Source organism: Caulobacter endophyticus, from assembly GCF_029543245.1.
In the GTDB taxonomy this organism is placed as follows: Bacteria; Pseudomonadota; Alphaproteobacteria; order Caulobacterales; family Caulobacteraceae; genus Caulobacter; species Caulobacter endophyticus_A.
On the sequence record NZ_JARQWV010000020.1, the window covers coordinates 83720 to 110660 of the forward strand.

The following is a 26941-nucleotide window of genomic DNA, read 5'->3' on the forward strand; positions in this document are numbered from 1 at the left end:
GTGACGCCTTTACTTACATAACTTTCAGTTGCAGCGCCTCGGGTCCTGCGATTGAAATGGACCTCAACCGTAAGTGAGGGTCGATTTCATGCTGCATCGCCGCCGCCTTCTGGCTCTCGCCGCCGTCGCCGGGGGCGCGCCGTCGCTGGCTTCGGCCAGGCAGATCATGGCCTTGCCGACGGTCGATCCCGCCGCGATCCTGGCCGAGACCGGGGTCCCGGCGCTGGCGGGCCTGGTCAGCGACGCCGACAAGGTCACCCAGCAGGTCGTGGCCGGGGTACGTCGCGCCGGGGCCGCCGACCCCGCGCAGACGACCGATCCCTGGCACATCGGTTCCAACACCAAGGCCATGACCGCCGCGCTCTATGCCCGTCTGGTCGAGGCGGGAAAGGCCAAGTGGGGCGCGAGCCTGGCCTCGCTGTTTCCGGGGGCGAAGCTCGATCCGGCCTGGAGCGATACGACGGTCGAGCGCCTGATGAGCCACGTGTCCGGCATCAGCGACAAGCCGTTGATGGCCGGCGGCTGGCTGGCCAGGGCCCATGCCGACAAGCGGCCCCTGGTCGAACAGCGCGCCGAGCTGGCCGCCCAGCTGCTGTCGGCGCCGCCCAGCGCCACGCCTGGCAAGTACGAATACGCCAACATGAACTACGTGCTGGTCGGGGCGGCGATCGAGGCGATCACCGGAACGCCCTGGGAGCAGGCGATCGACGTCCAGCTATTCAAGCCGCTGGGGATCACCTCGGCCGGGTTCGGCGCCCCGAAGGGTGCGATTCCCTGGGGGCATCTGTCGGCGCCGGGCGGCGGGCTGACGCCGGTCGATCCGGCGGAGCCCTCCGACAATCCCCCGGCCATGGGGCCGGCGGGCACGGTGCACATGACCCTGGCCGATCACGCCCGCTTCGCGCGCCTGTTCCTCAAGGACAACGCCATACTGAGCGCCGACAGCGTCAAGCGCCTGACCACGCCCGTCGGCGACGCGATCTACGCCCTGGGCTGGCTGGTCGTGCCCACTCAGCCATGGAGCAAGGGCCCGCTGCTGGTCCACGAGGGGTCCAACACCATGTGGCACGAGGTGATCATGCTGGCGCCGGGACGTGGGGCGGCGATCATCACGGCCAGCAATGTCGGCCCCGCGGCGTCGAAGGGCGCGGCCAACAAGCTGCTGCACCAGCTGCGGGCGGCCTATGTGAGCTGAGACCCCGCGTTCTAGCGCTCGTCCGCCGGCAGGCGGATGTGCACCAGCTTCCAGACGAACAGCTCGCGGCGCTGGAAGGTGAAGATCGTGGCCTTGGCCTTGTCGCCCGGGCGGCGTACGGCGATGCGCACGCGGTTGGGGTCCCAGTAGGCGATGGTCGGATAGGGGCCTCGCACCACGGCCTGCATCCGGCCCCACACCGTTTCAGGACGGGCGGCCGGCGGCGGGGCCGCGCCGGGGGCGTAGCCGCGGGTCAGGGCCGACAGGCCCTGGACGGTGAGGTAGCGGTCGACCTTGGGCTCGGGCGGGGCGATCGGTTCGATGGCGCGCTTGAAGACGCCCATCGGGTTGGTCCACAGCGACGGCGCCTCGGGCTTGGCGGCGGGGGCCTCCTCGTCCAGCTGGCCGGTCAGGCTGCGGCGCACCACAGGAAAGTCGACCAGCTCGCCCAGCGCCTGAACGTCCTCGTACTGAGCCGCGGCCTTCAGGGCGCGGAAGGCGAACCAGGGCGCTGTGGCGAAGGCGGCGGCGAAGATGAAGATCGCCAGGACCAGGAGGTCCCAGATCCGCTTCTGCAAAGTCATTGCGCCCCCGCACGGTTAACGCCGCCTAGAATGGGCATTCATGCCCTCTCTGCAAGGGCGTTCGCTCAGGAAGGGTTCCAAGTCCTGCGCGTGACGGGCGCCAAAACCGGTTCCCACTTTTGGCTGTCACGCTGGCCGAGTGGAATCCGCTTCCCCCAGGGGCTGTCGCGCTCTATGGGGTCGCCGCTTACGGCGTGACCTTAAGCCTTCGCCGCCCCTGAAGAATTCCCGGAGCGCCCATGGCCGGCTCGCGCATCGCCGATCTCTTCCGCTGCAAGCCCGTCGGGGCGATCGCGGCCGAGGGCGACGACAATCCCAACGAGCTGCCGCATGAACTGGAACGCTCGATCGGCCTCTTCCAGCTGACCATGCTGGGCGTCGGCGCCACCATCGGCACCGGCATCTTCGTGGCCCTGACCACGGCCGTACCGCTGGCCGGTCCGGCGGTCATCGTCTCGTTCGTCATCGCCGGGATCACCGCGGCCCTGACGGCCCTGTGCTACGCCGAGCTGGGCTCGACCATCCCGGTCTCCGGCTCGTCCTACTCCTACGCCTACGCCACCCTGGGCGAGTTCGTGGCCTTCATCGTCGGCGCCTGCCTGCTCTTGGAATACGCGGTGTCGGCCTCGGCCATCGCCGTGGGCTGGGGCCAGTACCTGAACGAGCTGTTCGTCGACCTGTTCGGCTGGCGCCTGCCCGACGCCCTGGCCAAGCCGCCGGGCGCGGGCGGGGTGTTCAACCTGCCGGCCGTGGTGCTGGTGGGGTCGTGCATGGTGCTGCTGCTGCGCGGGGCCAAGGAGTCGACCACGATCAATGCCGTGCTGGTGGTGGCCAAGCTGCTGGTGCTGCTGTTCTTCGTGGTCATCGCCTTCACCGGCTTCAACTCCGAGAACCTGACGCCGTTCGCGCCGATGGGCGTGGCCGGGATCGGGGCGGCGGCCTCGTCGATCTTCTTTTCCTACATCGGCATCGACGCGGTCTCGACCGCCGGCGACGAGGTCAAGAACCCGCGCCGCAACCTGCCGCTGGGCGTGGTGCTGAGCCTGCTGATCGTCACCGGCGTCTATGTGCTGGTGGCGATCGCCGCCGTCGGCGCCCAGCCCTGGACGGCCTTCGCCGGCCAGGAGGCGGGTCTGGCGGTGATCCTGCGCAACCTGACCGGCGCGGGCTGGACCTCGCTGGTGCTGTGCCTGGGCGCGATCATCTCGATCTTCAGCGTCACCCTGGTAGTCATGTACGGCCAGACGCGGATCCTGTTCGCCATGAGCCGGGACGGCCTCTTGCCGCGCATCTTCCAGAAGACCGACCCGCGCACCCGGGTGCCGACCTGGAACACCGCCATCGTCGCGGCCTTCATCGCCTTCCTGGCCGCCTTCGTGCCGCTGGACGTGCTGGTCAACCTGACCAGCATGGGCACGCTGATCGCCTTCGCTATCGTCTCGGCCGGGGTGATCATCCTGCGCCGCACCCGGCCCGACCTGCCGCGCGGCTATAAGGTTCCGCTGTATCCGGTGCTGCCGATCGCCAGCGTGGCCTTCTGCGGCTACCTGATCATCGGCCTGCCGTGGGACACCTTCGCCCTGTTCGGCGTCTGGGTGGCGGCCGCCTGCGTGATCTATTTCGGCTATTCGCGGAAGCACTCGAAGCTGGCTTGAGCGGCCCTGGCCGACCCATTCTGGGTCAAGATTGAACACGGGGCCGCCTTCCTGGGGACGGAAGGGGCTCGCGCCTTGCCCGGTCTTTGCAACGCCCCCTAGGGTCCGTCGCGACGTCTCGCGCACGATTGCGCGGTCGTTTGGCCCGAGTTGGGGTTAGGATCGCCGCGATGACTCAGATCGAAGTCCTGGGAATGGAAAAGCGCGCCTACCGCCGCTATCCCGCCTCGCGCAAAGCCTACCTCGTGGTGGGCGGCGAGCCCCTGCGCTGCCGGCTGATCGACATCGCCAAGGGCGGCGCGCGCATCGCCGCGCCTGAGTTCGCCGTTCCGCCGGAGGTTCTGCACCTGGTCGATCCGGCGCGCCGAATGGTTCACCTGACCCGCATGGTCTGGCAGGGCGACGGCCAGATGGGCCTGCAGTTCATCGACTCGCGCGCCTTCACCGAGCCGCTGGGCGGCGCCGAGGGCGCGGGCCGGGTAGTCGAGATGGTCGGCCCCTGGCCCAAGGATCCCCGCGGAAACTAGCATTTTTACGGCTTCCGCGAGGGCAAGCTGAGCCAACCGGAATCGAAGTCGCGCGTTGCTGGCTCTGTCGGATTTCGCCAGACGCCAAGGTGAGCGCGTGACCTCGATCCTTCGTGCAGCAGCCCTCTGCGCCGCCTTGTTGCTGGCCGCATGCGGAACCATGGCCCGGCCGCCCGAGGGCGTGGTTCGCGTCGCGCCTGGTGCGGTGATCCCCACGGCCGACCCGCGCATCGTCGCCAGCGACGCAGCGCCCGTGCGCCAGCTCGAACGCCAGATCATGGGCGAGCAGGGCCAGGGGCCGACCGCGATCCTGGCGCTGTCGGGCGGCGGGGCCAACGGCGCCTATGGCGCCGGCGTGCTGGTCGGATGGACGGAAAGCGGACGGCGGCCCGACTTCCGCATCGTCACGGGGGTGAGCACCGGCGCCCTGGCCGCGCCCTTCGCCTTCCTCGGCCCCTCCTGGGATCCGCAACTGGCGGCCGCCTATTCCGACGGCGGCGCAAAGGACATCCTGGCCTGGCGGCAACTGGCCACCTTCGCCTCGCCCAGCCTCTACAGCAGCTCGGCTCTGCGCAAGCTGGTCGACAGGGCGGTGACGCCGCAGATGCTGGCCGCCATCGCCGCCGAGCACGCCAAGGGCCGGCGGCTGCTGGTGGCCACAACCAACCTCGACAGCGAGGAGACGGTGATCTGGGACATGGGCCTGATCGCCCGGCAGGGGGGAGAGCAGGGGCTGAAGCTGTTCAAGGATGTGCTGACCGCCTCGGCCAGCATTCCCGGGGTCTTCCCGCCGGTGCTGATCGCCGGCCGGGCCAAGGACGGGCGGATCATTCAGGAGATGCACGTCGACGGCGGGGTCAACACGCCGTTCCTGGCGGTGCCGGAAAGTCTGGTCCTGTGGAGCCGTCCCGCCAGCGCCGCGGGCGGCGGCTCGATCTATGTGCTGGTCAACGGGCAACTGGGCCGGCGCGACGCGGTCACCGCCGGCAAGCTGACGGCCATCCTCAAGCGCAGCTATGACAGCGGCAGCAAGGCGTCGACCCGCGCCCACCTAGCCGCCAACGCCGCCTTCGCCCAGCGCAACGGCCTGGCCTTCCGCGTCGCCGCCGTGCCCGACGAGGCGCAGGCCAACAGCCTGGACTTCAGCGACGGCGCGATGCGCCGCCTGTTCAACCTGGGGCGCGAGCAGGGCCGCACCGGCAAGGCCTGGGGCGACTGGAAGCCCGCCGAAACCGAGAAGGCGGCGGCGACGGGGATCATCGTCATCGACGCCCCGCCGGCGCGGCGCTAGCCTCGGCTCGGGCGCAGGCACGGGGAGGAAACGGGGCATGAAGCGCTGGGGGGCCGCGGTGGCGGCCATGCTGTTGGCGCTTCCCGTGGGGCAAGCCGCCGCCGACGTGGTGATCGCGCCCGCCGAGGGCTTCACCAACGTCGAGCCGCTGGGCCGACTGACCATGAGCCGGACCTATGGCCCAAAGCCTGGAAGAACCTGCGTGGCGGACGGCGCCGGTTGGGCGGGCTGCCGGTTGCTCGGGGCCGCCGCCGAATGGTCGCCGCCCGACCTTCCGGTCAAGGTCGAGCTTGAGCGCCGGGGCGGGGGCTTCGCGCTCCTGCTGTCGGTCCGCCTGCAGGATCCGAAGGGGCGAGCGGTCTGCTGGAGCCGGCGCGAGCTGTCCCGGGCGGAGACATCCAGCGCGGCGCGTACCTGGGGGGCCATGGAGGCGGGTCTCGACGCCTGGAGCCGCGACTGCGCGGCGGTCCGAGGGCTCGGCGTCGATACGGTGCGATCGGCTTTCGCGGACGTCCGTCCCGATCTTGATCGGGCCTATCCGGTTTTGCGCCGTGTAACAGGCCTCCCTTCCACGCCGGCTGAAATGAGCGTCGACTCGTTCCTGCCGTCCAAGGTCAGCCAGCCCATGCTCGACGCGGTGTCGGCGGCGTGCGGCGGTCCGCCCGGCCAGGCGAGGCTGGAGGCCGACGGCAGGATCGCCTGGGATTTCGACCGCACCGCCGCCTATGGGGCGGACGGCGCTCGGCCCTTCGGCCTCTGTGTGGACGACCAGATCCGCCATTATCCCGGCTATCAGCGCCGGAACTAGATCAGGCGCCGCGTCGCCGCGTGCCCGGCGCGAACAGCAGGTCCGACCAGCGCCAGGAAGCATCGCCCAGGGCCAGGCGCGGGGCCCCGGGGCCGTCCGCGAGGCTGACGACGACGAGCCCGCGCATGGTGTCGGCCCGGCAGGCGGCCGGCGCGAAGCCGACCTCCATGATGATCGCCTCGCGAACGCCCGCCAGGCCTCGCCCGACCTGGCCAGGGCTCTGCAGCCACTTGCCGTTCCAGACCAGAACCGCCTTGCCCGAGGCCGCGGCCTCGCCATGGGCGGCGGCTAGGGCCGAGCGGACGCGGGGATTGCGGCGCAGGGCCGCCTGGAGGCGGCGGACCATGTCGCAACTGGCGCCGTCGCCGGAGCCGTTCCCCGATCCCGTGCCGACCGTGGTGGCCCCGGCCAGCTCGGCCTCGCCCAGTTCGGCCGCCAGCATCGTGGTGTCGGCGGGCGTGGCGGGCAGGGGCTCGACGTCGGGCGGGCGCACGGCTGGCCGGGCGGTCTGCTTGGGCGGCTTGGGGTCAGGCTTGGGCGGCGCGGGCGAGGGCGGCCGCGCCGGCTTGGAGTCGGGCTTGGGCTCCGGCGCGGGCGGCTTGGGTTCCGGGGGCGGGGGAGGCGGGGGTGGCGGCTGGACGAGATCGACCGCGAACGGTTCGGGCTCGGGCGGACGCGGCTCGCCCTGGGACAGCATCACGGCCGCGAGCACGGCCACATGGGCCCCGACGCTGAACAGGCCGGCCGCCAGCTTCGTCGCGCGCGAGGCGCCGCGGCGGGAGGGCGGGTCGATCAGTGGTCGTGGCATCGGGCGTTCATGAAGAGCGCCGGGACGCCGACGCATCGTTCAGGATGGAGAGGCGGCGCGTCAGGATCGTGGCGGGGATCGCCCAGATGCGGACATGTCGCTTAACGCCGCCAGTGTTCGCCAATGTCGCAAAGAAAAAGGCCCTCCCGCGAGGGAGGGCCTTCGTCCTTACCGGAAGTCCGGACCGCTTAGGCGGCCATGGCCTTCTGCAGGTTCTCGTCGATCTTGTCGAGGAAGCCTTCGGTGGTCAGCCAGCCTTGCTTGTCGCCGACGAGCAGGGCCAGGTCCTTGGTCATGAAGCCGCTTTCGACGGTGTCGATGCAGACCTTTTCCAGGGTGGCGGCGAACTTGGCCAGTTCCTGGTTGTCGTCGAGCTTGGCGCGGTGGGCCAGGCCACGGGTCCAGGCGAAGATCGAGGCGATCGAGTTGGTCGAGGTCGACTCGCCCTTCTGGTGCTGGCGGTAGTGACGGGTCACCGTGCCGTGGGCGGCTTCGGCTTCCACGGTCTTGCCGTCCGGCGTCATCAGCACCGAGGTCATCAGGCCGAGCGACCCGAAGCCTTGAGCCACGATGTCCGACTGCACGTCGCCGTCGTAGTTCTTGCAGGCCCAGACATAGCCGCCCGACCACTTCAGCGCCGAGGCGACCATGTCGTCGATCAGGCGGTGCTCGTAGTGGATGCCCAGGGCCTTGAACTGCTCGGCGTAGTGCTCGTCGTAGACCTCTTGGAACAGGTCCTTGAAGCGGCCGTCATAGGCCTTGAGGATCGTGTTCTTGGTCGACAGGTAGACCGGGTACTTGCGGTTCAGGCCGTAGGCGAACGAGGCGTGGGCGAACTCGCGGATCGAGTCGTCGAGGTTGTACATGGCCATGGCCACGCCGGCGCCCGGAGCCTTGTAGACTTCGTGCTCGATGACTTCGCCGTCTTCACCGACGAACTTGATCGACAGGGTGCCCTTGCCCGGCATCTTGAAGTCGGTGGCGCGGTACTGGTCGCCGAAGGCGTGACGGCCGACGATGATCGGCTGGGTCCAGCCCGGCACCAGGCGCGGCACGTTCTGGCAGATGATCGGTTCGCGGAAGATCACGCCGCCCAGGATGTTGCGGATCGTGCCGTTCGGCGACTTCCACATCTTCTTCAGGCCGAATTCCTCGACGCGGGCTTCGTCCGGCGTGATGGTGGCGCACTTGACGGCCACGCCGTGCTTCTTGGTGGCCTCGGCGGCGTCGATCGTCACCTGGTCGTTGGTGGCGTCGCGGTTCTCGACCGACAGGTCGTAGTAGTCCAGTTCCAGGTCCAGATACGGGAAGATCAGCTTATCCTTGATGAGCTTCCAGATGATCCGGGTCATTTCGTCGCCGTCCATGTCGACGACGGGATTGGCGACTTTGATCTTGGCCATTGCGGGGTCTTCCTCTCGCGGTGGCGCGCTCTGACGCTCGGCGCACAGGGCCGGAACGTGGCGCGGACGGCGAGCCCTATAGACTGTTGCGGCCGTGGGGGAAAGGCTGCGCGGTGCGGCGTCCGCTGGTCGAGCGCGGCATTCCACCGCAGGCGACATGGGCGCCGCAGCGCCCTAATGGGTTGTGGTAGTGCCGGACGTCCCATGTGGGGGCGAGAGTGGGGAGCGTCTTGAGCGGTCTGTGGCGCCATACCGACGTGATGTCGCCATTGGCGCGCCGGCTGCTGGCCTTCGCCGCCCTTCTGTCGATCGCGGTGACCGGTCTGGTCACGGCCGTGACCTTCTATTTCGTGCAGAAGAGCGCCGCCGAGACCCAGATGCGGCATCTGGCCGAGTATGTCGGCGAGCGGGTGAAGACCGAGGACCGACTATTCTCGGATCTGGTCAAGGTGCACGACGCCGCCAGCCTGGCCCTGATGCGGCGGCTGCGCGAGATCGAGCCCGACATCGACCAGCAGTTCGACCAGCTGTTTCCCGAGTTCGGCGACGGCACCCGCCGCACCGCGCCGCGCCTCTATGACGGCGGCCGCATGGGCAATCACTATGTCTACGGCATCGGCGGCTTCGTGCCCAACGCCCGCGAGCTGACGCGCGAGGACAAGGCGCTGCTGGTCGGAGCCATGGAAGTGGTGGCCAACGCCGGCGAGACCGAGATCGGCCACTACGACAACTTCTACTTCTTCACGCCGCGGACCCAACTGGTGATGTTCGGTCCCAGGCGGAAGGACCGGCTGATCTACTATCGCAGCAAGGCCCCGCCGGGCTTCGACCTCGGCAAGGAGGAGATCAACCAGATCACCCTGCCGGCCAACAACCCGCAGCGGGTGATGAAGTGCACCAAGCTGCGCAAGGTGATCTCCAACCCCACCGATCGCGGCCTGAACGCGGCCTGCGTCACGCCCTTCGACCTGGGCGAGCGCCACGTCGGGGCCTGGGGCACCAGCCTGTCGCTGGACTCCTTCCTGCTGCGGGCCGTGGCCGACGCCCTGCCGGGCGGGACCAACATGATCGTCTCGGCCGACGGCGACCTGATCGCCGCGCCGGGGCTGGCCCGTGACGGGGCGGTGGACGCCGCCCAGGTGGCCAAGGTGCAGTCGAGCGAGCGGGTGTCGGATCTGGTCTCCCGGATCCGAGAGCATGGCGGCGACGTCGGCGCCCTGCGCGACCGGGACCGGGTAGTGGCCTATGGCCGGATGAAGGAGCCCGACTGGTATTTTCTGATGACCTTCCGTTCGGACCAGATCGTCTGGAACGCGGTCAAGACAGCCTCCTGGGTGTTGCTGTTCGGCGTGATCGGGGTGCTGGCCCAGCTGCTTCTGCTCTACCGCCTGATGGCCCGCGAGGTGGTCGCGCCGCTGCAGCGCCTGGCCGAGGCGCATCACGACGACGACGGCGCCGCCGCCGCCCGTATCGAGGCCCGCGGCGACGAGATCGGCGCCCTGGCCCGCGCCCTGCGCAAGCAGCGCGAAGTGCACGAGGACCTGCTGCGCTCGCTGGAGGTGAGGGTCGCCGAGCGCACCCGCGAGCTGGAGAAGGCCAACCAGGCTAAGTCGGTCTTCCTGGCCAATATGAGCCATGAACTGCGTACGCCGCTGAACGGGGTGATCGCCGTCGGCGACCGTCTGGCCGAAGAGGCCGATCCGGCCCGCCGGCGCGAACTGGCCGCCCTGGTCGCCTCGTCGGGCCGCCTGCTGGAACAGGTGCTGGGCGATATTCTCGACGTCTCCAAGATCGAGGCCGGCGAATTCCAGCTGACCTTCGCGCCTTTCGACCTGGAGGGGCTGGTGGCCGGCATGGCCGAGCTGCACCGCGCCTCGGCCGAGGCCAAGGGCCTGGCCTTCTCGTGGTCGGTCGCGGCGGACGTCGCCGGCCGCTACGACGGCGACGCGGGCCGCATCAGCCAAATCCTGTCCAACCTGCTGGGCAACGCGGTGAAGTTCACCAGCGTCGGCGGCGTCGACCTGTCGGTCGAGAAGGTGGGCGAACTGATCCGCTTCAGCGTCAGCGACACCGGGGTGGGCTTCGACGACGCGGTGCGCGAGCGGTTGTTCAAGCGCTTCGTTCAGGCCGACCAGTCGATCACCCGCCAGTTCGGCGGCACGGGTCTGGGGCTTTCGATCTGTGCGGCCCTTGCCGAGATGATGGGCGGCTCGATCGACGCGCGGGCGGTGGTGGGGCGGGGCGCGACCTTCGTCGTCGACCTTCCGTTGCAGCCCTCGACCGAAAGCCTGGATCACGACCACGAGGACGACGAGGGGCCGGTGTCGCTGGAGGGCATGCGGGTGCTTGTCGCCGAGGATCATCCGGGAAACCGCAAGGTCGTCGAGATCGTGCTGGAGCCGTTCGGCGTCGACCTGACCATGGTCGAGGACGGCGAGGCGGCGCTCAGGGCGCTGGAGGGCCAGCCGTTCGACGCGGTGCTGATGGACATGCAGATGCCGGTGATGGACGGACTGACCGCCACCCGGGAGCTGCGCGCCCGCGAGGCGGCCGCCGACGCCGACCCGATCCTGGTGATCATGCTGACCGCCAACGCCATGGACGAGCACATCGCCGCCGCCCACGCAGCCGGGGCCGACCTGCACGTGGCCAAGCCGCTCAATCCGGGCCTGCTGGTCCAGGCCCTGGCCTCGGCGCGGCATCGCGCCGCCGCCCGCGAGGTCGCCTCGAGGCTTGAAGGCTGAGCGGTTCGGGACTATCTCCCCGCCCACAACCGAGCGAGGCCACGTCCTCCACCGTCGTCGCAGGCGGGTTTAAGTCCGGGACGGCCCGGCGTTCTTGCAAGGGGACGCCGTCATGGCTTGGATTTTCCTCATCATCGCTGGTCTGCTGGAAGTGGTCTGGGCCTTCTTCATGAAGGCCTCGGAAGGCTTCTCGAAGCCTTGGCCCAGCATCGCCACGATCATCTTCATGTTCGCCAGCTTCGGCCTGCTGTCGCTGTCGATGAAGTCGCTGCCGCTGGGCACGGCCTACACCATCTGGACCGGCATCGGCGCGGTCGGGGCCTTCGTGGTCGGCGTGGCGGTGCTGGGCGAGCAACTGAGCATCACCCGCGTGATCGCCGCCGTGCTGATCGTCAGCGGCCTGGTGCTGATGAAGCTGTCGTCGTCGCACTGAGTTCGAAGCTGCGCCTTCCATCCAGCCGCGGCTGCGTGCAGATGGAAGGCGCGGAGCTTCGGGGGGCGGCATGAAACTGCAGATGGTCGGCTTGACGCTGATGGGCGTCGGCATTGCTTCGACGGTCGTCACCGTCCCAGCGGGCCTTGAGCTGCTTTCCGCAGCGCTGTTCTTCTTCGGCTTGGCGATCCAGTACCTGGCGGGCTTCCTGCTGGTCGGGCGTTTGCTGTGGCCGCTCGTTCGTCGCCTGCCCGGACGGGCGCTGGACTTCGCACGACATGTCCGCTGGGCGTTCGACATCGACGCCGGATCGCCCGCGAAGATCGAGCGCGGCGCTAGCGACCCGCCTGCTCCGCCGCCTGCATCACCGTCCGCATGACGTCGAGCATCAGGGCGTCGCGGTCGGCTTCCTCCAGCGGCGAGGCTTTCAGGAAGATGGCCACGGCGAACCGGCGGCCGTCCTTCAGGCGGATCATGGCCAGGGTGTTGTCGGCCGCCGTCAGGCCAAGGTCCCAGGGCGTGGCCGAGATCACCGCCGCCAGACGCGCGCCGGCCGGCAGGGCTGGGCGCAGGCGATCGCCGGCCGCCGCTTCCATGATCCGCAGCAGTCGTCGGCGGTCGTCCTGACCGGTCAGTTCGCCCTGGTTCAAGGCTTCGAGGAAACGAAGGGCGGCCAGCGGCGTGGTGCTGTCGCGCGGGTCGGCCAGATAGCGCCGCTGAGCTGCGCGTCGGGTCGCCTCGGGCGTGGCCAGCACGGCCTTGCGCCACGCCTGGCCTCGCCACTCGGCCCGGAACGAGGCCGTACCCGTCTGCTCGGGCAGCAGCTGGCGGGCGTAGCGGTCGACCCGCAGGTTCTCGACCTTTTTCAGGTCCAGCCAGGCGGTGACCGCGCCGGGACCGCCGATCCGCTTCATCAGCACGTCGGCGGCGGTGTTGTCGCCGCCGGCCACCGCGCGTTTCAGGAGTTCCTCCACCGTCCAGCGTCGGCGCCCCGGCCAGGCGTCGGCCACGCCGCCGGGGGGCGGCGACAGGTCGACGTCCTCGACCTCTATCGTGTCAGTGAGAGACAGGGCCTTGGCGTCGACCTCGGCCAGCACCGCGGAGGCCAGCGGGGCCGTCCAGACGCCCGCCAGCGGAAACAGGTGATCGCCGGCCACGGCCGCCCGCTGGGCGGTGGTCAGGTCCTGCACGGCCACGCCCAGGTCGCCCGGCCGCGCGCGTTCGGCGACGGCGGTCAGGGCAAGGGTCAAGGCCTGGTGGTCGAAGAGGGCCTGTTCCCGGCGGGCCCTGGCCGGCTCGCGGCACGCCGCCAGCGCCGTCGGCAGGGCGGGAACAGCGAGGGCGGCGAGCAGGGCGCGGCGATGCATCGGGTTCGAAAGCCTCCAAGCGTGAGCGGAGGCTAAACGCGCCAGACGACGGTTCGGACTTGCGTCAAAGTGTGGCTCGACGGCAAAGGGACGCCCATGACCGCCGACACGCCTTCTGAAATCGTCCGCACGCCCCCCTGCGTGATCCTCAACGCCCCGCAATTGGCCGAGAACATCGGCTCGGTCGCCCGGGTCATGGCCAATTTCGGCCTCTACGAGCTGCGGCTGGTCAATCCGCGCGACGGCTGGCCGCAAGAGCGGGCCTGGGCCAGCGCCTCGGGCGCCAGCTGGCCGCTGGACGACGCCAAGGTGTTCGATACCCTGGCCGAGGCGATCGCCGACCTGCACCTGGTCTACGCCACCACGGCCCGCCCGCGCGAGACGCGCCTGCCGGTCTACACCCCGCGCGAGTCCGCCGCCTATCTGGCGGAAGAAGTCGAGCAGGGGCGCAAGGTCGGCCTGTTGTTCGGCGGCGAGCGCGCCGGCCTGGAGACCGACGACATCGCCCTGTGCCAGGCCATCGTCTCGATCCCGATCGACGAGCGCTTCCGGTCGCTGAACCTGGCCCAGGCCGTGTCGATCAACGCCTACGAATGGAAGATGACGGTCGATGACCGCCCCTGGAAGAAGTTCGAGCTGAACGTCGAGGGGCCGGCCGACCAGGCCGCGATGATGGGCCTCTACGAACACCTGGAAGCAGAGCTCGACAAGGCCGGCTTCTATCATCCGCCCGAGAAGAGGCCGTCTATGGTGCGCAACCTGCGCGTCCCGCTGGCCCGCGCCCGCCTGACCGATCAGGAGGTGCGCACCTTCCGCGGCGTGATCACCGCCCTGTCGAAGGGACGTGGCCGGGTGCTGGCCAAGCTGGCCCAGAAGGCGGTGGACAAGGGCGAGGACTGAGTCTCGCCCTTCCCTTGCGGAAGGCGCAGCCTCGTTTCGCCGCAGTAACCGGTTTCCCACCTTACGGCGCTTTAATTTCCGCCCTGGCGAAAACGCCGCTATCCAGCCAAAATCTGCAACCAAGGTTCAGGTTGTGGGATAGGCGGCGGTTGAACGCCGGGGGCTTAGGGTAGGGGGCATGGCGATGGCGCTGAGTGGCGTGCTTCTGCAGGGTATGGTCGCGACCGTGGCCGTCGGGACGGCGCCGCCGTCGGAAACCAGGCCCCCCGAGATCAAGGTTCCGGACGTCAAGGCGCCGGAGACCAAGCCCGCGACCATGCCCGTCATCGAGGCCGAGGACGCCATCGTCGAGGGCGTGACCGTGCAGTCGGCGCCCCGCGGAAAGACCGATAGCCCCGTCGAGCCGGAGGTCTCGCTCGACGAGGCGGCTATCAAGGCCTATGGCGCGGGCAGCGTTGCCGAACTGATGACCATGCTGGAGCCCCTGACCGTCAGCTCGCGCGGGCGGGGCGGCGAGGGGCCGGTGACCCTGGTCAACGGCCAGCGCATCTCGGGCTTCCAGGAGATCGCCGGCCTGCCGCCCGAAGCCGTCCAGCGGATGGACATCCTGCGCGAGGAAGCCGCCCTGGCCTATGGCTACCGCGCCGACCAGCGCGTGGTGAACCTGATCCTGAAGAAGGACTTCCGCTCTCTGAACCTGGAGGACGAGTTCCGCTTCGCCACCGAAGGCGGCCGCACCTTCAACGAGCAGAAGGGCAACCTGTTCAAGGTCGACGCCGACGCCCGCTGGACCGTCAATGTCCGCTATCGCCGCGAAACGCCGCTGTACGAGGCCGAGCGCGACATCGTCCGCACCAGCAGCACCCCCTACGACATCCAGGGCAATATCGGCACGGCGACCGGGCCCGAGCTCGATCCGGCCCTGTCGGCCCTGGCCGGCTCGGTGGTGACGGTGGCGTCCGTGCCGGCGTCGTTTGCGGGCGGGGCCCCCAGCCTGGCCGACTTCGTGGCCGGGGCCGGTCGGGCGGCCACCGACGACCTGACCGCCTCGCGCACCCTGCTGGCGCGGGGCGAGGAGGGGGCTGTCCAGGGCTCATACACCCGCAATCTGGTGCTCGGCGCGCTGGGCAATGTGACCACGACGTTCAGTGGCAATGTCGAGAGCACGAGCCGGGTCAGCTTCAACGGCCTGACCGGCGTCAGCCTGGCCCTGAAGGCCGACAGCCCCTATTCGCCGTTCGCGCGGGACGTCGCCCTCTATCGCTATCTCGACGTGCCCGACGGTCTGCGCCGCAAGACCGACACCGACAAGTTCGAGGCCGGCATGACCGCGCTGGGCATGATGGCCGGCTGGCGCTGGACCTTCGCCGGCAACTACGACCTGACCGATACAGCCAACCGCACCGGTCGGGGCCTGGACACCGCGGCTTATCGCGCGGCCGTGGCGGCCAGCGATCCGCAGGTCGATCCGTTCGGCCCGATCCCGACCGGCCTGCTGCGCTACGCCGCCCAGGACACCGCTGACTCGATCACCACGAACGCCAAGGCCGAGCTGACCATGAACGGCACGGTGGCGCAGCTGCCGGCGGGGCGCCTGCGCGCCACGGTCAAGGGCGGGGTCGACAGCCGCAAGGTCGAGGCCGAGAGTGTCCGCTCCGGCGTCTTCACCCGCCGCACCCTGACGCGCGACAGGGGCACGCTGTCGGCCAGCGCCGATGCGCCCCTCGCCGAGCGCGACGGCGTGCTGGGCTTCCTGGGCGGCGTGTCGGTGAACGGCAACCTGCTCTACGAGCAGTTCTCCGACATCGGCGGCCTGATGACCGCCGGCGGCGGCCTGTCGTGGTCGCCGGTCAAGCGGATGAACCTGTCGCTGAACTACAGCACCGAGGAGGGCGAACCTTCGCCCCAGCAGGTCAATGACCCCGTACTGCTGACGCCCAATGTGGCGATGTACGACTTCGCCACCAACCAGACGGTCAACGTCACCCGCATCGAGGGCGGCAACCCCAATCTGGGCGCCGACAGCCGGCAGGTGGTGAAGCTGGGCTTCAACTACCGTCCGTTCGAGAAGCGCGAGCTGTCCCTGTGGGGCAACTACACGGCCAGCCGCGTCGAGGATCAGATCGCCAGCTTCCCGGCCGTGTCGCCGGAACTGGAGGCGGCCTTCCCGAGCCGTTTCGTGCGCGACGCCACGGGCCGCCTCACCTCGGTCGACACCCGGCCGGTGAACTTCGCCCACGCCGACCGCCAGGAACTGCGCTGGGGCCTGAACTACAACCTGCGCTGGGGCGGTCCGCCGCCCGCGGCGCCTGGCGGCAGGCCGGGCGGGGGCGGGCAAGCGGGCGGCCCGGGCTTCATGATGCGCCCCGGCGGTCAGCCGGGTCAGGGCTTCCTGAACGTCTCGCTGAACCACCTTTGGCGGCTGCAGGACGAGGTGGTGATCCGCGACGGCATGACCCCGCTCGACCTTCTGGACGGAGCGTCGCTGGGCCGCCGGGGCGGCACGCCGCGCCACGAGGTCAACCTGCAGGCCAATCTCGCCAAGGACGGCCTGGGCTGCGGCCTGCGCAGCGCCTGGCGCTCGGCCACCTGGGTCGACGGCGGCCCGCGCGGCGATGACCTGTTCTTCGCCGACATCCCGACCGTCAGCCTGTCGGGCTTCGCCGACCTGGGACAGCGCAAGGACCTGGTGCAGCGCTACGACTGGCTGAAGGGGTCGCGGGTGACGCTGGCGGTCGACAACCTGTTCGACGAGAAGCAGCAGGTCCGCGACGACCAGGGCCGCACGCCGCAGGCCTATCAGGAGGACTACATGGACGCCATGGGGCGGACCGTGCGCCTGAGCCTGCGCAAGCTGCTGTAGTTGAAACTGGAGACCCTTCCCCCATCAAAGGGGGAAGGGGGCTATCCGAGGCTGCCTTCCAGATGCTCCACCAGCAGCCGCACCTTGGCCGGCAGCAGGCGCAGGTGCGGATAGACGGCCCAGACGCCCTCGTCGGCGGGATTGGCGTGCTCCAGCAGCGGAACCAGCCGGCCGTCGGCGATGGCCGGGTCGACATAGAAATTGGGCAACTGGCAGATCCCCAGCCCTTGCAGGGTCGCGTCCAGCACCGCCTGGCCGCTGTTGCAGCGAAAGCGGCCCTGGGGCTTGAAGGCGATCTCGCGCTCGCCCTCCCGAAACGGCCAGGTGTCGGCCGCGCCCAGCACGCCGGCGTGGGTATCGAGGTCGGCGATGGTGGTCGGGGTTCCGGCCCGCGCCAGGTAGTCGGGCGAGGCGCAAAGGCGACGTGTGCGCGAGGCCAGGCGCTTGGCGATCAGGCGGCTGTCGGTCAGGCGGCCGAAGCGGATGGCGAGATCGAAGCCCTCGCTGACGATGTCGCGCACGGTGTCGTCCAGCTCGATGTGCAGCGACAGCTTGGGGTGGGCCAGGGCGAAGGCGTTGACCGCCGGCACGACGTAGCGCTCGCCATAGGCCGATGAGCAGGTCATACGCAGCAGGCCCTTGACCTCGCCGTCCTCCTCGCCGACCGCGGCCAGGGCCTCGTCGCGATCGTGGATCAGGTCGCGGCAGCGGGCCAGGAACGCCCGGCCGGCGTCGGTCAGGCTGACCCGGCGCGTGGTGCGATAGAGCAGGCGGGTCTGTAGTCGCTCCTCCAGCCTGGCCACCTCGCGGCTGACGCCTGACGTCGACAGGCCCAGCCGCCGCGCGGCCTGCGAGAAGCTTTCGGCCTCGGCCGTCGCCACGAACTCGTCGATCCCGTCCCAGCGGCTCATGGCGCGGTCGTGCGCTCATTGTCCCTGTGTGGCAACAATGTTTTGCCTTGTGGGGGATTATCGCCGGCCGCGCATCGGCGTACCACAATGGCCAAGAACTCATCGGAGCCTGCCATGAAGACCCGCGCCGCCGTCGCTTTCGAAGCCAAGAAGCCGCTGGAGATCGTCGAGGTCGACCTGGAAGGCCCCAAGGCCGGCGAGGTCCTGATCGAGATCAAAGCCACCGGCGTCTGCCACACCGACGCCTACACCCTGGACGGCCTGGACAGCGAAGGCCTGTTCCCGTCGATCCTGGGCCACGAGGGCGCGGGTGTGGTGGTCGAGGTCGGCCCGGGCGTCACCAGCCTGGCGGTCGGCGACCACGTGATCCCGCTCTACACGCCCGAATGCCGCCAGTGCAAAAGCTGCCTTTCGGGCAAGACCAACCTCTGCACGGCGATCCGCGCCACGCAAGGAAAGGGCCTGATGCCGGACGGCACCAGCCGCTTCTCCTACAAGGGCCAGACCATCCACCACTACATGGGCTGCTCGACCTTCTCGAACTACACCGTGCTGCCCGAGATCGCCGTGGCCCGCATCCGCAAGGACGCCCCGTTCAAGACCGCCTGCTACTGCGGCTGCGGTGTGACGACGGGCGTCGGCGCGGTGACCAACACCGCCAAGGTCGAGCCGGGCGCCAACGCCATCGTCTTCGGCCTGGGCGGCATCGGCCTGAACGTCATCCAGGGCCTGAAGCTGGTCGGCGCCAACATGATCGTCGGCGTCGACATCAACCCGGATCGCGAGGAATGGGGCCGCAAGTTCGGCATGACCCACTTCGTCAATCCCAAGGACGTCTCGGGCGATCTGGTCGCGCACCTGGTGGCCCTGACCGACGGCGGCGCCGACTACACCTTCGACGCCACCGGCAATACCGGCGTGATGCGCACGGCTCTGGAAGCCTGCCACCGCGGCTGGGGCGAAAGCATCATCATCGGCGTGGCCGAGGCGGGGAAAGAGATCGCTACCCGTCCGTTCCAGCTGGTCACCGGCCGGGTCTGGAAGGGCACGGCCTTCGGCGGCGCTCGCGGCCGCACCGACACGCCCAAGATCGTCGACTGGTACATGGACGGTAAGATCCAGATCGACCCGATGATCACTCACGTCCTGCCGCTGGAACGCATCAACGAGGCCTTCGACCTGATGCACAAGGGCGAGAGCATCCGGACCGTGGTGACGTTCTAGGCTTTCTAACTCCACCCCTCCCCCTCGATGGGGGAGGGGCAGGGGTGGGGGTGACCCCACCATTTCAGGATCTGGCGCGGTCGTGGTGACGTCCGCAGCCGCAGTTCACCCCCATCCCCGACCCTTCCCCCATCAAGGGGGAAGGGGGAGACGCGCGCCATGACCGTCGAAACCCTCGCCACCCACCGCACCCAGGGCGGGACCCTGCGTTACTGCCGGCACGACAGCGCCAGCACCGGCACGCCGATGAAGTTCAGTGTCTGGACGCCAGACGGTGAGGGGCCGTTCCCCTATCTCGTCTGGCTGTCGGGCCTGACCTGCACGGAAGACAACTTCACCACCAAGGCCGGGGCCTATGCCTGGGCCGCCAGGCACGGCGTGGCCATCGTCGCGCCCGACACCAGCCCGCGCGGTGAAGGCGTGGCCGATGATCCGGCCTATGACCTTGGCCAGGGCGCGGGCTTCTATGTCGACGCCACGGAAGAGCCCTGGGCGCCGCACTTCAAGATGTATTCCTACGTCACCAGGGACCTGCTGGAGGCCGTCGACGGCGCCTTCCCGCTGGACCCGGCGCGGCGTGGGATCTTCGGCCACTCGATGGGCGGTCACGGCGCCCTGACCATCGCCCTGCGCAACCCGCAACTCTTCAAGTCGGTCAGCGCGTTTTCGCCGATCGTCTCGCCGCTGAACTGCCCGTGGGGCGACAAGGCCCTGACCGCCTATCTCGGCGCCGATCGCGCCAAGTGGCGGGCCCACGACGCCTGCGCCCTGATCGCGGACGGCTATGGGCAGGGCTTCGACGAGATCCTGGTCGACCAGGGCCTGGCCGACAGCTTCCTCGAAAACCAGCTCAAGCCCGAGCTGCTGGAAGAGGCCGGCGCCGAGGCCCGGCTGAAGGTCACGGTTCGCCGCCAGGAGGGCTACGACCACAGCTACTTCTTCATCGCCAGCTTCATCGGCGACCATATCGACTGGCACGCCGAAAGGTTGTAGCCTTCGCTGTATGGAGAGGTCGGCCCTGGCTTGATCGGCGCGCTGGTCGAGGAGCAGCCGAAGCGGCGGGCTCGGCTGGTGTGGAGCACCCTGGCCGCGGTCAACATCACATGGATCGGCTGGTCGGCGCTCTTGACGCTGAACCCTGGCGGCCAGGAACAGTCCTATCGATTGGCCGTCTTCCTGGCCTCCGCCGCCTTGACCCTGGTTCCGTCGTTGCTGTTCGTGCTGGCCTATGGGCTGTGGCTCGCAATGGGGCGAAGGCGGCGTGGCGCGCATCGGTCGCCGCTGCAACTGAACGGCTAGGGTCCGAATGGATTTTGGCGATCCGCGTGGCCCAGGGCCGGCCGGGTCTGCGCCGGCGCGACGCCCTGGCGCCTACTCGGCCGACGGTGCTGGACGGCGTCTGACCGGGGCTTCGGGCGCTGACGATCGGCGACGCGCCCCGGTTGTGAACTTTCGGTAATTCATCCCGGGTTCAGCCGGCGAACGCTCCCCTGGCTCAAGGCCAAGTTCGGCCGTTGAGGGGTGCTCAAACATGCAGAAGAAACTGGCCGTCCTGGCCCTGGTGGTCGCCGCGGGCCTGTCGACCTCGGCCTGCGTCATCATCGACGCCGACGACGGCGGCAAGCGCGACGTCTCGGTGAAGATCAACGACGGCGCCGACACCCTGGAGCCGGTGTACGGCGTCGCGCTCGAGAAGGGCGAACTGGTGGCGCGGGTGTCGTCGAACGGCTGCACCAAGGCCGAGGACTTCAAGGTCACCGCCGACCGTCGCGATAGCGGCGTCGCCGTCACCCTGACCCGCGAGCGCCCCGACCTGTGCCGCGCCCTCGTGCCGGAGGGCAGGGAGCTGCGCTTCGACCTCGACGCCATGGGCGTGCAGCGCACCGACAAGGTGCGGGTGCGCAATCCGCTGCAGCGGGCTTGAGGTCATGAACGCGGCGGGCGCGTCTTGGCGACGCGCCCGCGCCGGTTGTAGGGTGGCCGCATGACGACGTCGGCGACGCAGCAACCGTCCTTGGGAAAGCCGCCACCGGCCTTGGGGGTGAGGTGTCTCCGCCTGCTCGAGGCGGTCGTCTGGTCGGCCTTGGCCCTGGTGCTTCTGAACTGGACCAGCCCGGCCGCGCCGTTCTGCCTGTTCGTCATCGGCGTCGCGACGGCCGCGCCCATAGGCAGGCCTTGGATCGACGAGGCGCCGCGCGCCGTTACGACGGGGGCCAGCTGCGTCCTGCTCGTGGGTCTGGTGTCCGACGGGCTCACCGCCAGCGAGAGCTGGAACCGGATCCTTGTGGTCCTCGCGCTTGTCCTGGCCGTGGCCAAGGCCGGCGGGTTCAGTTTCCGGGCGCGTCCGCGCTGGGCCTGGATCATCGTCGCCTTCGCCGCCGCCGTCGCCCTGTTCGCCCTCGATCATCAGCGCATCCTGGCCCCCGGCGAAACCCTGGCCGTGGCGCGCGGCGACGCTCCGGCGACGTTGGTCGACCCCATCGCTTACCTCCGCGCGGCCGATCGATCATGGTGGGTCGCGCCCGTGCTGCTGGCCCTGCTGTTGACTGTCGGCCGCGTCGTCGCCTGGTATGGCCTTGCCCTCATTCGCCGCCGCCAGACCGATTTGCCTTCAGAGCGAGGGACGTGAGCATGGCCAGGTTTGACACCAAGCCCATGGCCGGCCCGAACCGCACCGTCCGTTGACTCTCCGGCCCCCCTCCGTCATAAACCGCGCCTTCACGCCGCCGGCTCGCCGCGCGGCGCGATAGCTTCATGACGGATTGACCCGAAGCCGCCGTTGAGATCGTCCTCCTTCCGGAGGTCCGGCTCGGATCGACATAAAGAGTGACCTATGTCCAAGCGCCATAGCGCCAAGTACAAGATCGACCGCCGTATGGGCGAAAACCTCTGGGGCCGGCCCAAGTCGCCGGTCAACCAGCGGTCCTACGGCCCCGGCCAGCACGGCCAACGCCGCAAGCAGAAGGTTTCGGACTTCGGCCTGCAGCTGCGCGCCAAGCAAAAGCTGAAGGGCTACTACGGCAACCTGACCGAGAAGCAGTTCGCTCGCACCTACGAGGAAGCCGCCCGTCGCAAGGGCAACACCTCGGAGAACCTGATCGCTCTGCTTGAGTCGCGCCTGGACGCCATCGTCTACCGCGCCAAGTTCGTGCCGACCGTGTTCGCCGCCCGCCAGTTCGTGAACCACGGCCACGTGACCGTGAACGGCAAGCGCGTGAACATCCCGTCGTACCGCTGCAAGCCGGGCGACGTGATCGCGGTCCGCGAAAAGTCGCGCAACATGGCTCTCGTCCTCGAAGCCGTCGCTTCGAACGAGCGTGACTTCGCCGAGTACGTCTCGGTCGACGCCAAGGGCCTGTCGGCCACCTTCGTCCGCGCTCCGGAACTCTCGGAAGTTCCGTACCCGGTGAAGATGGAACCGAACCTCGTCGTCGAATTCTACGCTTCGTAAGACGCGTCGAACTCGCAAGAGATCGGAAAAGGCCCCGGAGCGATCCGGGGCCTTTTTTGTTGGTCGGAGCGGCTTGAAACCCCCAAAGCTCCTCCTATCTCCAATGAGCGGGCCGGGCCCCTCTGGCGCAGCGTCTTCACCTCCCCTCTGAAAGACGCGCGTGATGTCGGACCGCATCGGGTGTTCTCGATGTCTGGGTCCGGGTGTCCCTCCCCCTCGTGCCGGATCCGACATCGGGAACCCCGTCTCCATTCTTGGACCAGGGACCCGAACGACCCATGCCTCTCCTGATGTGCCCCAACTGCGACGGCTCGATGCAGGCCGTGCAGCGCGCCGGTGTCGAGTTCGACATGTGCCCCAAGTGCCGGGGCGTGTGGCTCGATCGCGGCGAACTTGAAAAGCTGATGGCCATGGAGCGCGAGGACGCGCAAGGCGCGCCCGCGGCGCCGCCGTCCGGCCCGTCGCCGTTCGGCCGTCCGCAGCCCACCTATGAGCAGCGGCCCGAGCCGCGACGTTACGACGACAACTGGCGCAACGAGCACAAGCGTCACGACGACCGCAAGCACTACGACCGCGACGACGACTATCGCCGCCACGGCCACCACAAGAAGAAGCGCTTCGATCTCTTCGACATCTTCGACTGATCCTGCGCGCAAGAGGACCATGAACCACTTCAAGACCTTCGCCCTGCTGGCCGGCCTGACGGCCCTGTTCGTCGGGGCCGGCTACATGATCGGCGGCCCGACCGGCATGCTGATCGCCTTCGTGCTGGCCGCCGGCATGAACGTCTTCTCGTACTGGAACGCCGACAAGATCGTGCTGAAGGCCTATGGCGCGGTCGAGGTCGACGAGAGCCATCCCAAGCCGCTGGTCAGGAACTACGCCCGCGACGTGGCCGATCTGGCGCAGCGGGCCGGTCTGCCCATGCCGCGGGTCTGCATCATCGACAGCGACCAGCCCAACGCCTTCGCCACGGGCCGTAACCCGCAGAACGCCGCCGTCGCCGCCACCACGGGCCTGCTGGCCATGCTCGACCGCGACGAGATCCGCGGCGTCATGGCCCACGAACTGGCCCACGTGAAGAACCGCGACACCCTGACCATGACCGTGACGGCGACCATCGCCGGCGCGATCTCGGCCCTGGCCAACTTCGCCTTCTTTTTCGGAGGTTCGCGCGAGGACGACGAGCGTCCGGGCGGAATCATCGGGGCCATCGCCCTGGCCATCCTGGCCCCGATCGCTGCCATGCTGGTGCAGATGGCCATCAGCCGCTCGCGCGAGTACGAGGCCGACCGGGTGGGCGCGCAGATCGCCGGCGACAACCGGGGCCTGGCCCGCGCGCTGGAGAAGATCGACGCCTATGCCCGCGGCGGCGTGGTCAATCACGAGGCCGAGCGCAATCCGGCTACGGCCCACATGTTCATCATCAACCCGCTGGCCGGTCGCGGCGCCGACAACCTGTTCTCGACCCACCCGACGACCCACAACCGGATCGAGGCCCTTATGCGGCTGGCGATCGGGCAGGGGACGAGGGCGCGGCTCGAGACCGCCGTGCCGGTCAGCGGTCCCAGTCGTCGGCCCGGGCCCTGGAGCTAGAAACGACGAAGGCGGCGGGATCTCCCGCCGCCTTTTTTCTCTCGCCGATGGCGCTGGTTGCTAGCGGGCCGGCGCTGGGGCGCTGGCGTGGATGAGGTCTTCGTCCTCGTCCTCGTTCAGGGCGCCCAGCTGGCCGCTCTCGCGCGCCTTGCGGCCATAGACCAGCTCGAACAGCGGCGAGGCCATCAGGGTGGTGATGATGGCCATCAGCACCAGCATCGAGAACAGCGCCGGGCCGATGATGCCCTTCTGCAGGCCGATGTTGATGATGATCAGCTCCATCAGGCCGCGGGCGTTCATCAGGGCGCCGATGCCCATGGCCGTGGCGTTGTCCTGCCCGGTGAGGCGCGCGGCCGCCCAGCAGGCCCCGCCCTTGGCCAGGATCGAGCCGGCCAGGATCACCAGGGTGACAGCGACCAGCCCCAGGCTGTTGACCATGGTCAGCTGGGTGTGAAGGCCCGAGAAGGTGAAGAACATCGGCAGCAGCAGCACGACCGCGAACGGTTCCAGCTGCTTCTTGATCTCGCGGGTCAGGACGCCGCGCGGCAGCACCGTGCCCAGGATGAAGCCGCCGAACACGGCGTGGATGCCGGCCGCGTCCATCGCCCAGGCGCTGAGCATGAACAGCATGACCACGACGCCCAGCAGCGACGGGCTGACCTTGCCCTCGCGCTCGGCCCAGCGCCCCAGCGGGGCCAGCAGCTTGCGGCCGATGGTCAGCATGAAGACCACGAAGGCCAGGCCGCCGACGATGGCCTTGATCGCCACACCCGCTCCGCCGCCGAAGGTTGCCAGCACAATGGCCAGCACCGACCAGGCGCCGGCGTCGTCGATGGCCCCGGCCGACAGCGACAGGGTGCCCAGCGGGGTCTTGGACAGGCCGCGCTCGTGGATGATCCGGGCCAGCATCGGGAAGGCGGTGATCGAGATCGCCGCGCCCATGAACAGGGCCGCCTGGAAGGTGTCGATGCCCTTGCCGAACAGGCCCTGGCTCAGCAGCCAGGGAGCGATGGCGACCGCCACCAGGAACGGCGCGGCCATGCCCGACAGCGATACCGCCGCCGCGCTCTTGGCGTTGCTCTTGAAGTGGTCGGCGCGGAAGCCCAGGCCGACGATGAACATGTAGAGGCCAACGCCCATCTGCGCGCCGACATAGAGCACGGCCTTGCTTTCCTTGGGGAACAGCATGTGCTGCAGGTCCGGCGCCAGCAGGCCGAACAGCGACGGCCCCAGCAGCACGCCGGCGATCATCTCGCCCACCACCTGGGGCTGGTCGAAGAAGCGCTTCACCAGCCAGCCGGTGGCGCGACAGACCGCGATGATCACGGCCATCTGCAGGAAAAAGACAACGCTCAATTCAGCCGGCGTCATTCGGCCATCCCCCCGTCACTCGCCGCGCTTAGCGCGATCACGTTTCATCCCTTGGCCCGAAGCTAACAGCGAACGATGTTCTGGACAACGTTGTCAAAGTTGAATGTTACCGTTCCCTGTGGAGGGTGGGGAAAAGCGCCGCGCAAAGGCGGGGAGGAAACATGATGATCGCGATCCTGGCGGCGAGCGCGCTGGCCCTTTCGGCGGGCGCCACGCCCTATGCCGTCGCGCCCGGCCTGTTTCGCGCCGGCGAGCCGGACCTGGGCCTCGCCGCTGCGCCGGGAGCCGAGACCTTCACCGTGTTCGCGCCGAGCGAAGGCTCCGACAAGTTCAGCAACGGCGTGGTGCTGATCCCCTTCAAGGGCCGCCTCTACGCCCAGTGGCAGAGCTCGGCCCGCGACGAAGACTCCGCCGACACCTGGGTCGCCTGGGCCGTCAGCGACGACGGCCGCACCTGGAGCGCGCCCAAGGTGCTGGCACCCGCCGGCCAGGGCGGGGTGATGCGCTCCAGCGGCGGCTGGTGGACGAACGGCGAGACGCTGGTCGCCTACGCCAATGTCTGGCCGGACGGTTTCCAGTCGGGGGCGGGCGGATACGCCGAGTATCGCACCAGCCGCGACGGCGTGACCTGGAGCGGGCCCCGGCGCGTGACGGGCGCCGACGGCGCGCCGGTCGAGGGGGTGATCGAGCAGGATCCCCACCGCATCGACGGCCGGTTGATGACCGCCTTCCACCTGCGTCCCGGCATGATCGCCAAGCCGTTCTTCACTGACGATCCGCTGGGCGTCGCGGGCTGGACGCAGGGGCGGATGGAGAACCTGCCGCGTGACGCCACCGGCGCGGCGGCCGCCCACGAGCGCCGTCTCAGCCGCGAGATCGAGCCCAGCCTGTTTCGCCGCGCCGACGGCTGCGCCGTGATGGTGTTCCGCGACGAGGAGCTGAGCTTCCGCCAGCTGGCGTCGGAAAGCTGCGACCGAGGCGTCTCGTGGACAACGCCCGTCCTGACCGCCATGCCCGACGCCCGCGCCAAGCAGAGCGCCGGCAACTTGCCGGATGGGACGGCCTATCTGGTCAACGCGCCCAACAGCGACCGGCCGCGGCTGCCGCTGGCGGTGACGCTGTCGCCGGATGGCAAGACCTTCGACCGCAGCTTCCGCCTGCGCGGCCAAGGAGACCTGCAGCCACTGCGGTTCGCTGGGCAGTACAAGCGGCCGGGCTATCACTATCCCAAGAGCGTGGTCTGGAACGGCGCCCTGTGGGTCGGCTACGCGGCCAACAAGGAGGACGTGCAGGTCACCCGCGTGCCGCTGCCGGCGCTGGAGGTCGGACGCTAGGGTCTCACCGCCGTCGGCGGCGGGAACTGATCGAGCTCCCGGGTCGTCGACGCATAGGGCGAGTAGCTCATGTAGGGGGACGGCTGGGTCCACTGCGGCTCGTAGCCGTGGCTGAGGGGCTGCGTCCGGACCCGGGTCGGCGGCAAGGGGGGCTCATACACCCAGCCGACGCGCACCCCGCAGGCCCGCAAGTCCGAGGCGCTGTCGGCGCGACAGCGGAAGCCGTCGGCGGTCGCCTGGCAGTCGTCGACCCTGACGGCCGGCTTGAAGCAGGTGCCTCTGCGCTTGGCCTTGGCCTGGGCCTTGTCGGTGGCCAGACGCATGGCCTCTTCCCGGGTGGAGGCCTTGGCCCAGTGCCAGTTCGACGCCACGGCGCCGCCGGCCGCCAATGACATCGCCAGTCCGATCAGGATGACCTGAGCCCTCATGTCGCGTCCTCCCATTTTCAAAGGATTTCGACAGGTGAGTGAGCAGAC

General features: G+C 69.1%; 26 protein-coding genes. 19 read left to right on the forward strand and 7 right to left on the reverse strand.

Features of this window, described 5'->3' with window-relative positions; all coding sequences use genetic code 11:
* Positions 1–88: 88 nt before the first annotated feature.
* Positions 89–1195, forward strand: a complete 1107-nt coding sequence (locus P7A99_RS18570; RefSeq protein WP_277795246.1) for a serine hydrolase domain-containing protein — start codon at positions 89–91, stop codon at positions 1193–1195.
* A gap of 11 nt (positions 1196–1206) precedes the next feature.
* On the opposite strand, the gene P7A99_RS18575 is transcribed toward P7A99_RS18570, so the two are convergent.
* A complete protein-coding gene (locus P7A99_RS18575) occupies positions 1207–1779 on the reverse strand; it encodes a DUF2939 domain-containing protein (protein WP_277795247.1) in 573 nt (190 codons plus the stop codon).
* Positions 1780–2018: 239 nt separating this feature from the next.
* Here P7A99_RS18575 and P7A99_RS18580 point away from each other — a divergent pair, with 239 nt between their 5' ends.
* The 4 genes from P7A99_RS18580 (at position 2019) to P7A99_RS18595 (ending at position 6060) form a co-directional block, all read left to right on the forward strand.
* Entirely contained in the window at positions 2019–3434 is a 1416-nt protein-coding gene (locus P7A99_RS18580) for an amino acid permease (protein ID WP_277795248.1), read from the forward strand.
* A 170-nt stretch (positions 3435–3604) separates the two neighbouring features.
* Positions 3605–3961 (forward strand): PilZ domain-containing protein, encoded by a 357-nt coding sequence (locus tag P7A99_RS18585; RefSeq protein WP_277795249.1) that lies wholly within the window; start codon positions 3605–3607, stop codon positions 3959–3961.
* A gap of 97 nt (positions 3962–4058) precedes the next feature.
* Complete coding sequence (locus P7A99_RS18590) at positions 4059–5252, forward strand: patatin-like phospholipase family protein (RefSeq protein ID WP_277795250.1); 1194 nt, start codon at positions 4059–4061, stop codon at positions 5250–5252.
* A gap of 37 nt (positions 5253–5289) precedes the next feature.
* On the forward strand, positions 5290–6060 hold the full coding sequence (locus tag P7A99_RS18595; protein WP_277795251.1) for a hypothetical protein: 771 nt from the start codon (positions 5290–5292) through the stop codon (positions 6058–6060).
* A 1-nt stretch (position 6061) separates the two neighbouring features.
* Here P7A99_RS18595 and P7A99_RS18600 read toward each other — a convergent pair whose 3' ends face one another.
* Both P7A99_RS18600 and P7A99_RS18605 read right to left on the reverse strand, forming a co-directional pair.
* The gene (locus tag P7A99_RS18600) at positions 6062–6868 is read right to left on the reverse strand and encodes a hypothetical protein (protein ID WP_277795252.1); all 807 of its coding nucleotides are present in this window, start codon (positions 6866–6868) and stop codon (positions 6062–6064) included.
* A gap of 188 nt (positions 6869–7056) precedes the next feature.
* Positions 7057–8271, reverse strand: a complete 1215-nt coding sequence (locus tag P7A99_RS18605) for an NADP-dependent isocitrate dehydrogenase (protein ID WP_277795253.1) — start codon at positions 8269–8271, stop codon at positions 7057–7059.
* A 230-nt stretch (positions 8272–8501) separates the two neighbouring features.
* Between P7A99_RS18605 and P7A99_RS18610 the strand changes: the two genes are divergently transcribed.
* The 3 genes from P7A99_RS18610 (at position 8502) to P7A99_RS18620 (ending at position 11827) form a co-directional block, all read left to right on the forward strand.
* Positions 8502–11015: an ATP-binding protein gene (locus P7A99_RS18610; protein WP_347276701.1), complete on the forward strand. Its 2514-nt coding sequence runs from the start codon at positions 8502–8504 to the stop codon at positions 11013–11015.
* 112 nt (positions 11016–11127) lie between these two features.
* Entirely contained in the window at positions 11128–11448 is a 321-nt protein-coding gene (locus P7A99_RS18615; RefSeq protein WP_277795254.1) for a DMT family transporter, read from the forward strand.
* A gap of 70 nt (positions 11449–11518) precedes the next feature.
* Entirely contained in the window at positions 11519–11827 is a 309-nt protein-coding gene (locus P7A99_RS18620) for a hypothetical protein (RefSeq protein WP_277795255.1), read from the forward strand.
* Here the strand turns inward: P7A99_RS18620 and P7A99_RS18625 are convergent.
* Entirely contained in the window at positions 11784–12815 is a 1032-nt protein-coding gene (locus P7A99_RS18625; RefSeq protein WP_277795256.1) for a serine hydrolase, read from the reverse strand. The genes P7A99_RS18620 and P7A99_RS18625 overlap by 44 nt on opposite strands.
* A gap of 96 nt (positions 12816–12911) precedes the next feature.
* On the opposite strand from P7A99_RS18625, the gene P7A99_RS18630 reads away from it, so the two are divergent.
* Together P7A99_RS18630 and P7A99_RS18635 are read left to right on the forward strand one after the other, a co-directional pair.
* Positions 12912–13715: an RNA methyltransferase gene (locus P7A99_RS18630; protein WP_277795257.1), complete on the forward strand. Its 804-nt coding sequence runs from the start codon at positions 12912–12914 to the stop codon at positions 13713–13715.
* A gap of 199 nt (positions 13716–13914) precedes the next feature.
* A complete protein-coding gene (locus P7A99_RS18635; protein WP_277795258.1) occupies positions 13915–16578 on the forward strand; it encodes a TonB-dependent receptor plug domain-containing protein in 2664 nt (887 codons plus the stop codon).
* A gap of 41 nt (positions 16579–16619) precedes the next feature.
* Here the strand turns inward: P7A99_RS18635 and P7A99_RS18640 are convergent, their stop codons facing one another.
* Positions 16620–17489 (reverse strand): LysR family transcriptional regulator, encoded by an 870-nt coding sequence (locus P7A99_RS18640; protein ID WP_277795259.1) that lies wholly within the window; start codon positions 17487–17489, stop codon positions 16620–16622.
* 114 nt (positions 17490–17603) lie between these two features.
* Here P7A99_RS18640 and P7A99_RS18645 point away from each other — a divergent pair, with 114 nt between their 5' ends.
* The 8 genes from P7A99_RS18645 (at position 17604) to htpX (ending at position 23760) form a co-directional block, all read left to right on the forward strand.
* Positions 17604–18713 (forward strand): S-(hydroxymethyl)glutathione dehydrogenase/class III alcohol dehydrogenase, encoded by a 1110-nt coding sequence (locus tag P7A99_RS18645; RefSeq protein WP_165256656.1) that lies wholly within the window; start codon positions 17604–17606, stop codon positions 18711–18713.
* A 159-nt stretch (positions 18714–18872) separates the two neighbouring features.
* Positions 18873–19706, forward strand: coding sequence for an S-formylglutathione hydrolase (fghA, locus tag P7A99_RS18650; protein ID WP_277795260.1), 834 nt, complete (start codon positions 18873–18875; stop codon positions 19704–19706).
* A gap of 30 nt (positions 19707–19736) precedes the next feature.
* Positions 19737–20012: a hypothetical protein gene (locus P7A99_RS18655; protein ID WP_277795261.1), complete on the forward strand. Its 276-nt coding sequence runs from the start codon at positions 19737–19739 to the stop codon at positions 20010–20012.
* A 232-nt stretch (positions 20013–20244) separates the two neighbouring features.
* The gene (locus tag P7A99_RS18660; RefSeq protein ID WP_277795262.1) at positions 20245–20637 is read left to right on the forward strand and encodes a hypothetical protein; all 393 of its coding nucleotides are present in this window, start codon (positions 20245–20247) and stop codon (positions 20635–20637) included.
* Between the two features lie 60 nt (positions 20638–20697).
* On the forward strand, positions 20698–21342 hold the full coding sequence (locus tag P7A99_RS18665; protein ID WP_277795263.1) for a hypothetical protein: 645 nt from the start codon (positions 20698–20700) through the stop codon (positions 21340–21342).
* A 204-nt stretch (positions 21343–21546) separates the two neighbouring features.
* The gene (gene rpsD / locus P7A99_RS18670) at positions 21547–22164 is read left to right on the forward strand and encodes a 30S ribosomal protein S4 (protein WP_277795264.1); all 618 of its coding nucleotides are present in this window, start codon (positions 21547–21549) and stop codon (positions 22162–22164) included.
* Positions 22165–22442: 278 nt separating this feature from the next.
* A complete protein-coding gene (locus P7A99_RS18675; RefSeq protein WP_277795265.1) occupies positions 22443–22808 on the forward strand; it encodes a zf-TFIIB domain-containing protein in 366 nt (121 codons plus the stop codon).
* 19 nt (positions 22809–22827) lie between these two features.
* Entirely contained in the window at positions 22828–23760 is a 933-nt protein-coding gene (htpX, locus tag P7A99_RS18680) for a zinc metalloprotease HtpX (RefSeq protein WP_277795266.1), read from the forward strand.
* Between the two features lie 60 nt (positions 23761–23820).
* Here htpX and P7A99_RS18685 read toward each other — a convergent pair whose 3' ends face one another.
* Positions 23821–25131, reverse strand: coding sequence for a cation:proton antiporter (locus tag P7A99_RS18685; protein ID WP_277795267.1), 1311 nt, complete (start codon positions 25129–25131; stop codon positions 23821–23823).
* Between the two features lie 161 nt (positions 25132–25292).
* On the opposite strand from P7A99_RS18685, the gene P7A99_RS18690 reads away from it, so the two are divergent.
* On the forward strand, positions 25293–26465 hold the full coding sequence (locus tag P7A99_RS18690; RefSeq protein WP_277795268.1) for a sialidase family protein: 1173 nt from the start codon (positions 25293–25295) through the stop codon (positions 26463–26465).
* Here the strand turns inward: P7A99_RS18690 and P7A99_RS18695 are convergent.
* Positions 26462–26893: a hypothetical protein gene (locus P7A99_RS18695; RefSeq protein WP_277795269.1), complete on the reverse strand. Its 432-nt coding sequence runs from the start codon at positions 26891–26893 to the stop codon at positions 26462–26464. The genes P7A99_RS18690 and P7A99_RS18695 overlap by 4 nt on opposite strands.
* Positions 26894–26941 lie beyond the last annotated feature (48 nt).

Bases quoted from the DNA above. Each gene is read 5' to 3' on its own strand.
- P7A99_RS18620 (WP_277795255.1), top strand. From the start codon at position 11,519: ATGAAACTGCAGATGGTCGGCTTGACGCTGATGGGCGTCGGCATTGCT.
- P7A99_RS18645 (WP_165256656.1), top strand. From the start codon at position 17,604: ATGAAGACCCGCGCCGCCGTCGCTTTCGAAGCCAAGAAGCCGCTGGAG.
- P7A99_RS18580 (WP_277795248.1), top strand. From the start codon at position 2,019: ATGGCCGGCTCGCGCATCGCCGATCTCTTCCGCTGCAAGCCCGTCGGG.
- P7A99_RS18595 (WP_277795251.1), top strand. From the start codon at position 5,290: ATGAAGCGCTGGGGGGCCGCGGTGGCGGCCATGCTGTTGGCGCTTCCC.
- P7A99_RS18615 (WP_277795254.1), top strand. From the start codon at position 11,128: ATGGCTTGGATTTTCCTCATCATCGCTGGTCTGCTGGAAGTGGTCTGG.
- P7A99_RS18585 (WP_277795249.1), top strand. From the start codon at position 3,605: ATGACTCAGATCGAAGTCCTGGGAATGGAAAAGCGCGCCTACCGCCGC.
- P7A99_RS18665 (WP_277795263.1), top strand. From the start codon at position 20,698: ATGACGACGTCGGCGACGCAGCAACCGTCCTTGGGAAAGCCGCCACCG.
- P7A99_RS18570 (WP_277795246.1), top strand. From the start codon at position 89: ATGCTGCATCGCCGCCGCCTTCTGGCTCTCGCCGCCGTCGCCGGGGGC.
- P7A99_RS18675 (WP_277795265.1), top strand. From the start codon at position 22,443: ATGCCTCTCCTGATGTGCCCCAACTGCGACGGCTCGATGCAGGCCGTG.
- P7A99_RS18625 (WP_277795256.1), bottom strand. From the start codon at position 12,815: ATGCATCGCCGCGCCCTGCTCGCCGCCCTCGCTGTTCCCGCCCTGCCG.
- htpX (WP_277795266.1), top strand. From the start codon at position 22,828: ATGAACCACTTCAAGACCTTCGCCCTGCTGGCCGGCCTGACGGCCCTG.
- fghA (WP_277795260.1), top strand. From the start codon at position 18,873: ATGACCGTCGAAACCCTCGCCACCCACCGCACCCAGGGCGGGACCCTG.
- P7A99_RS18600 (WP_277795252.1), bottom strand. From the start codon at position 6,868: ATGCCACGACCACTGATCGACCCGCCCTCCCGCCGCGGCGCCTCGCGC.
- P7A99_RS18695 (WP_277795269.1), bottom strand. From the start codon at position 26,893: ATGAGGGCTCAGGTCATCCTGATCGGACTGGCGATGTCATTGGCGGCC.
- P7A99_RS18575 (WP_277795247.1), bottom strand. From the start codon at position 1,779: ATGACTTTGCAGAAGCGGATCTGGGACCTCCTGGTCCTGGCGATCTTC.
- rpsD (WP_277795264.1), top strand. From the start codon at position 21,547: ATGTCCAAGCGCCATAGCGCCAAGTACAAGATCGACCGCCGTATGGGC.
- P7A99_RS18685 (WP_277795267.1), bottom strand. From the start codon at position 25,131: ATGACGCCGGCTGAATTGAGCGTTGTCTTTTTCCTGCAGATGGCCGTG.
- P7A99_RS18630 (WP_277795257.1), top strand. From the start codon at position 12,912: ATGACCGCCGACACGCCTTCTGAAATCGTCCGCACGCCCCCCTGCGTG.
- P7A99_RS18605 (WP_277795253.1), bottom strand. From the start codon at position 8,271: ATGGCCAAGATCAAAGTCGCCAATCCCGTCGTCGACATGGACGGCGAC.
- P7A99_RS18690 (WP_277795268.1), top strand. From the start codon at position 25,293: ATGATGATCGCGATCCTGGCGGCGAGCGCGCTGGCCCTTTCGGCGGGC.
- P7A99_RS18660 (WP_277795262.1), top strand. From the start codon at position 20,245: ATGCAGAAGAAACTGGCCGTCCTGGCCCTGGTGGTCGCCGCGGGCCTG.
- P7A99_RS18640 (WP_277795259.1), bottom strand. From the start codon at position 17,489: ATGAGCCGCTGGGACGGGATCGACGAGTTCGTGGCGACGGCCGAGGCC.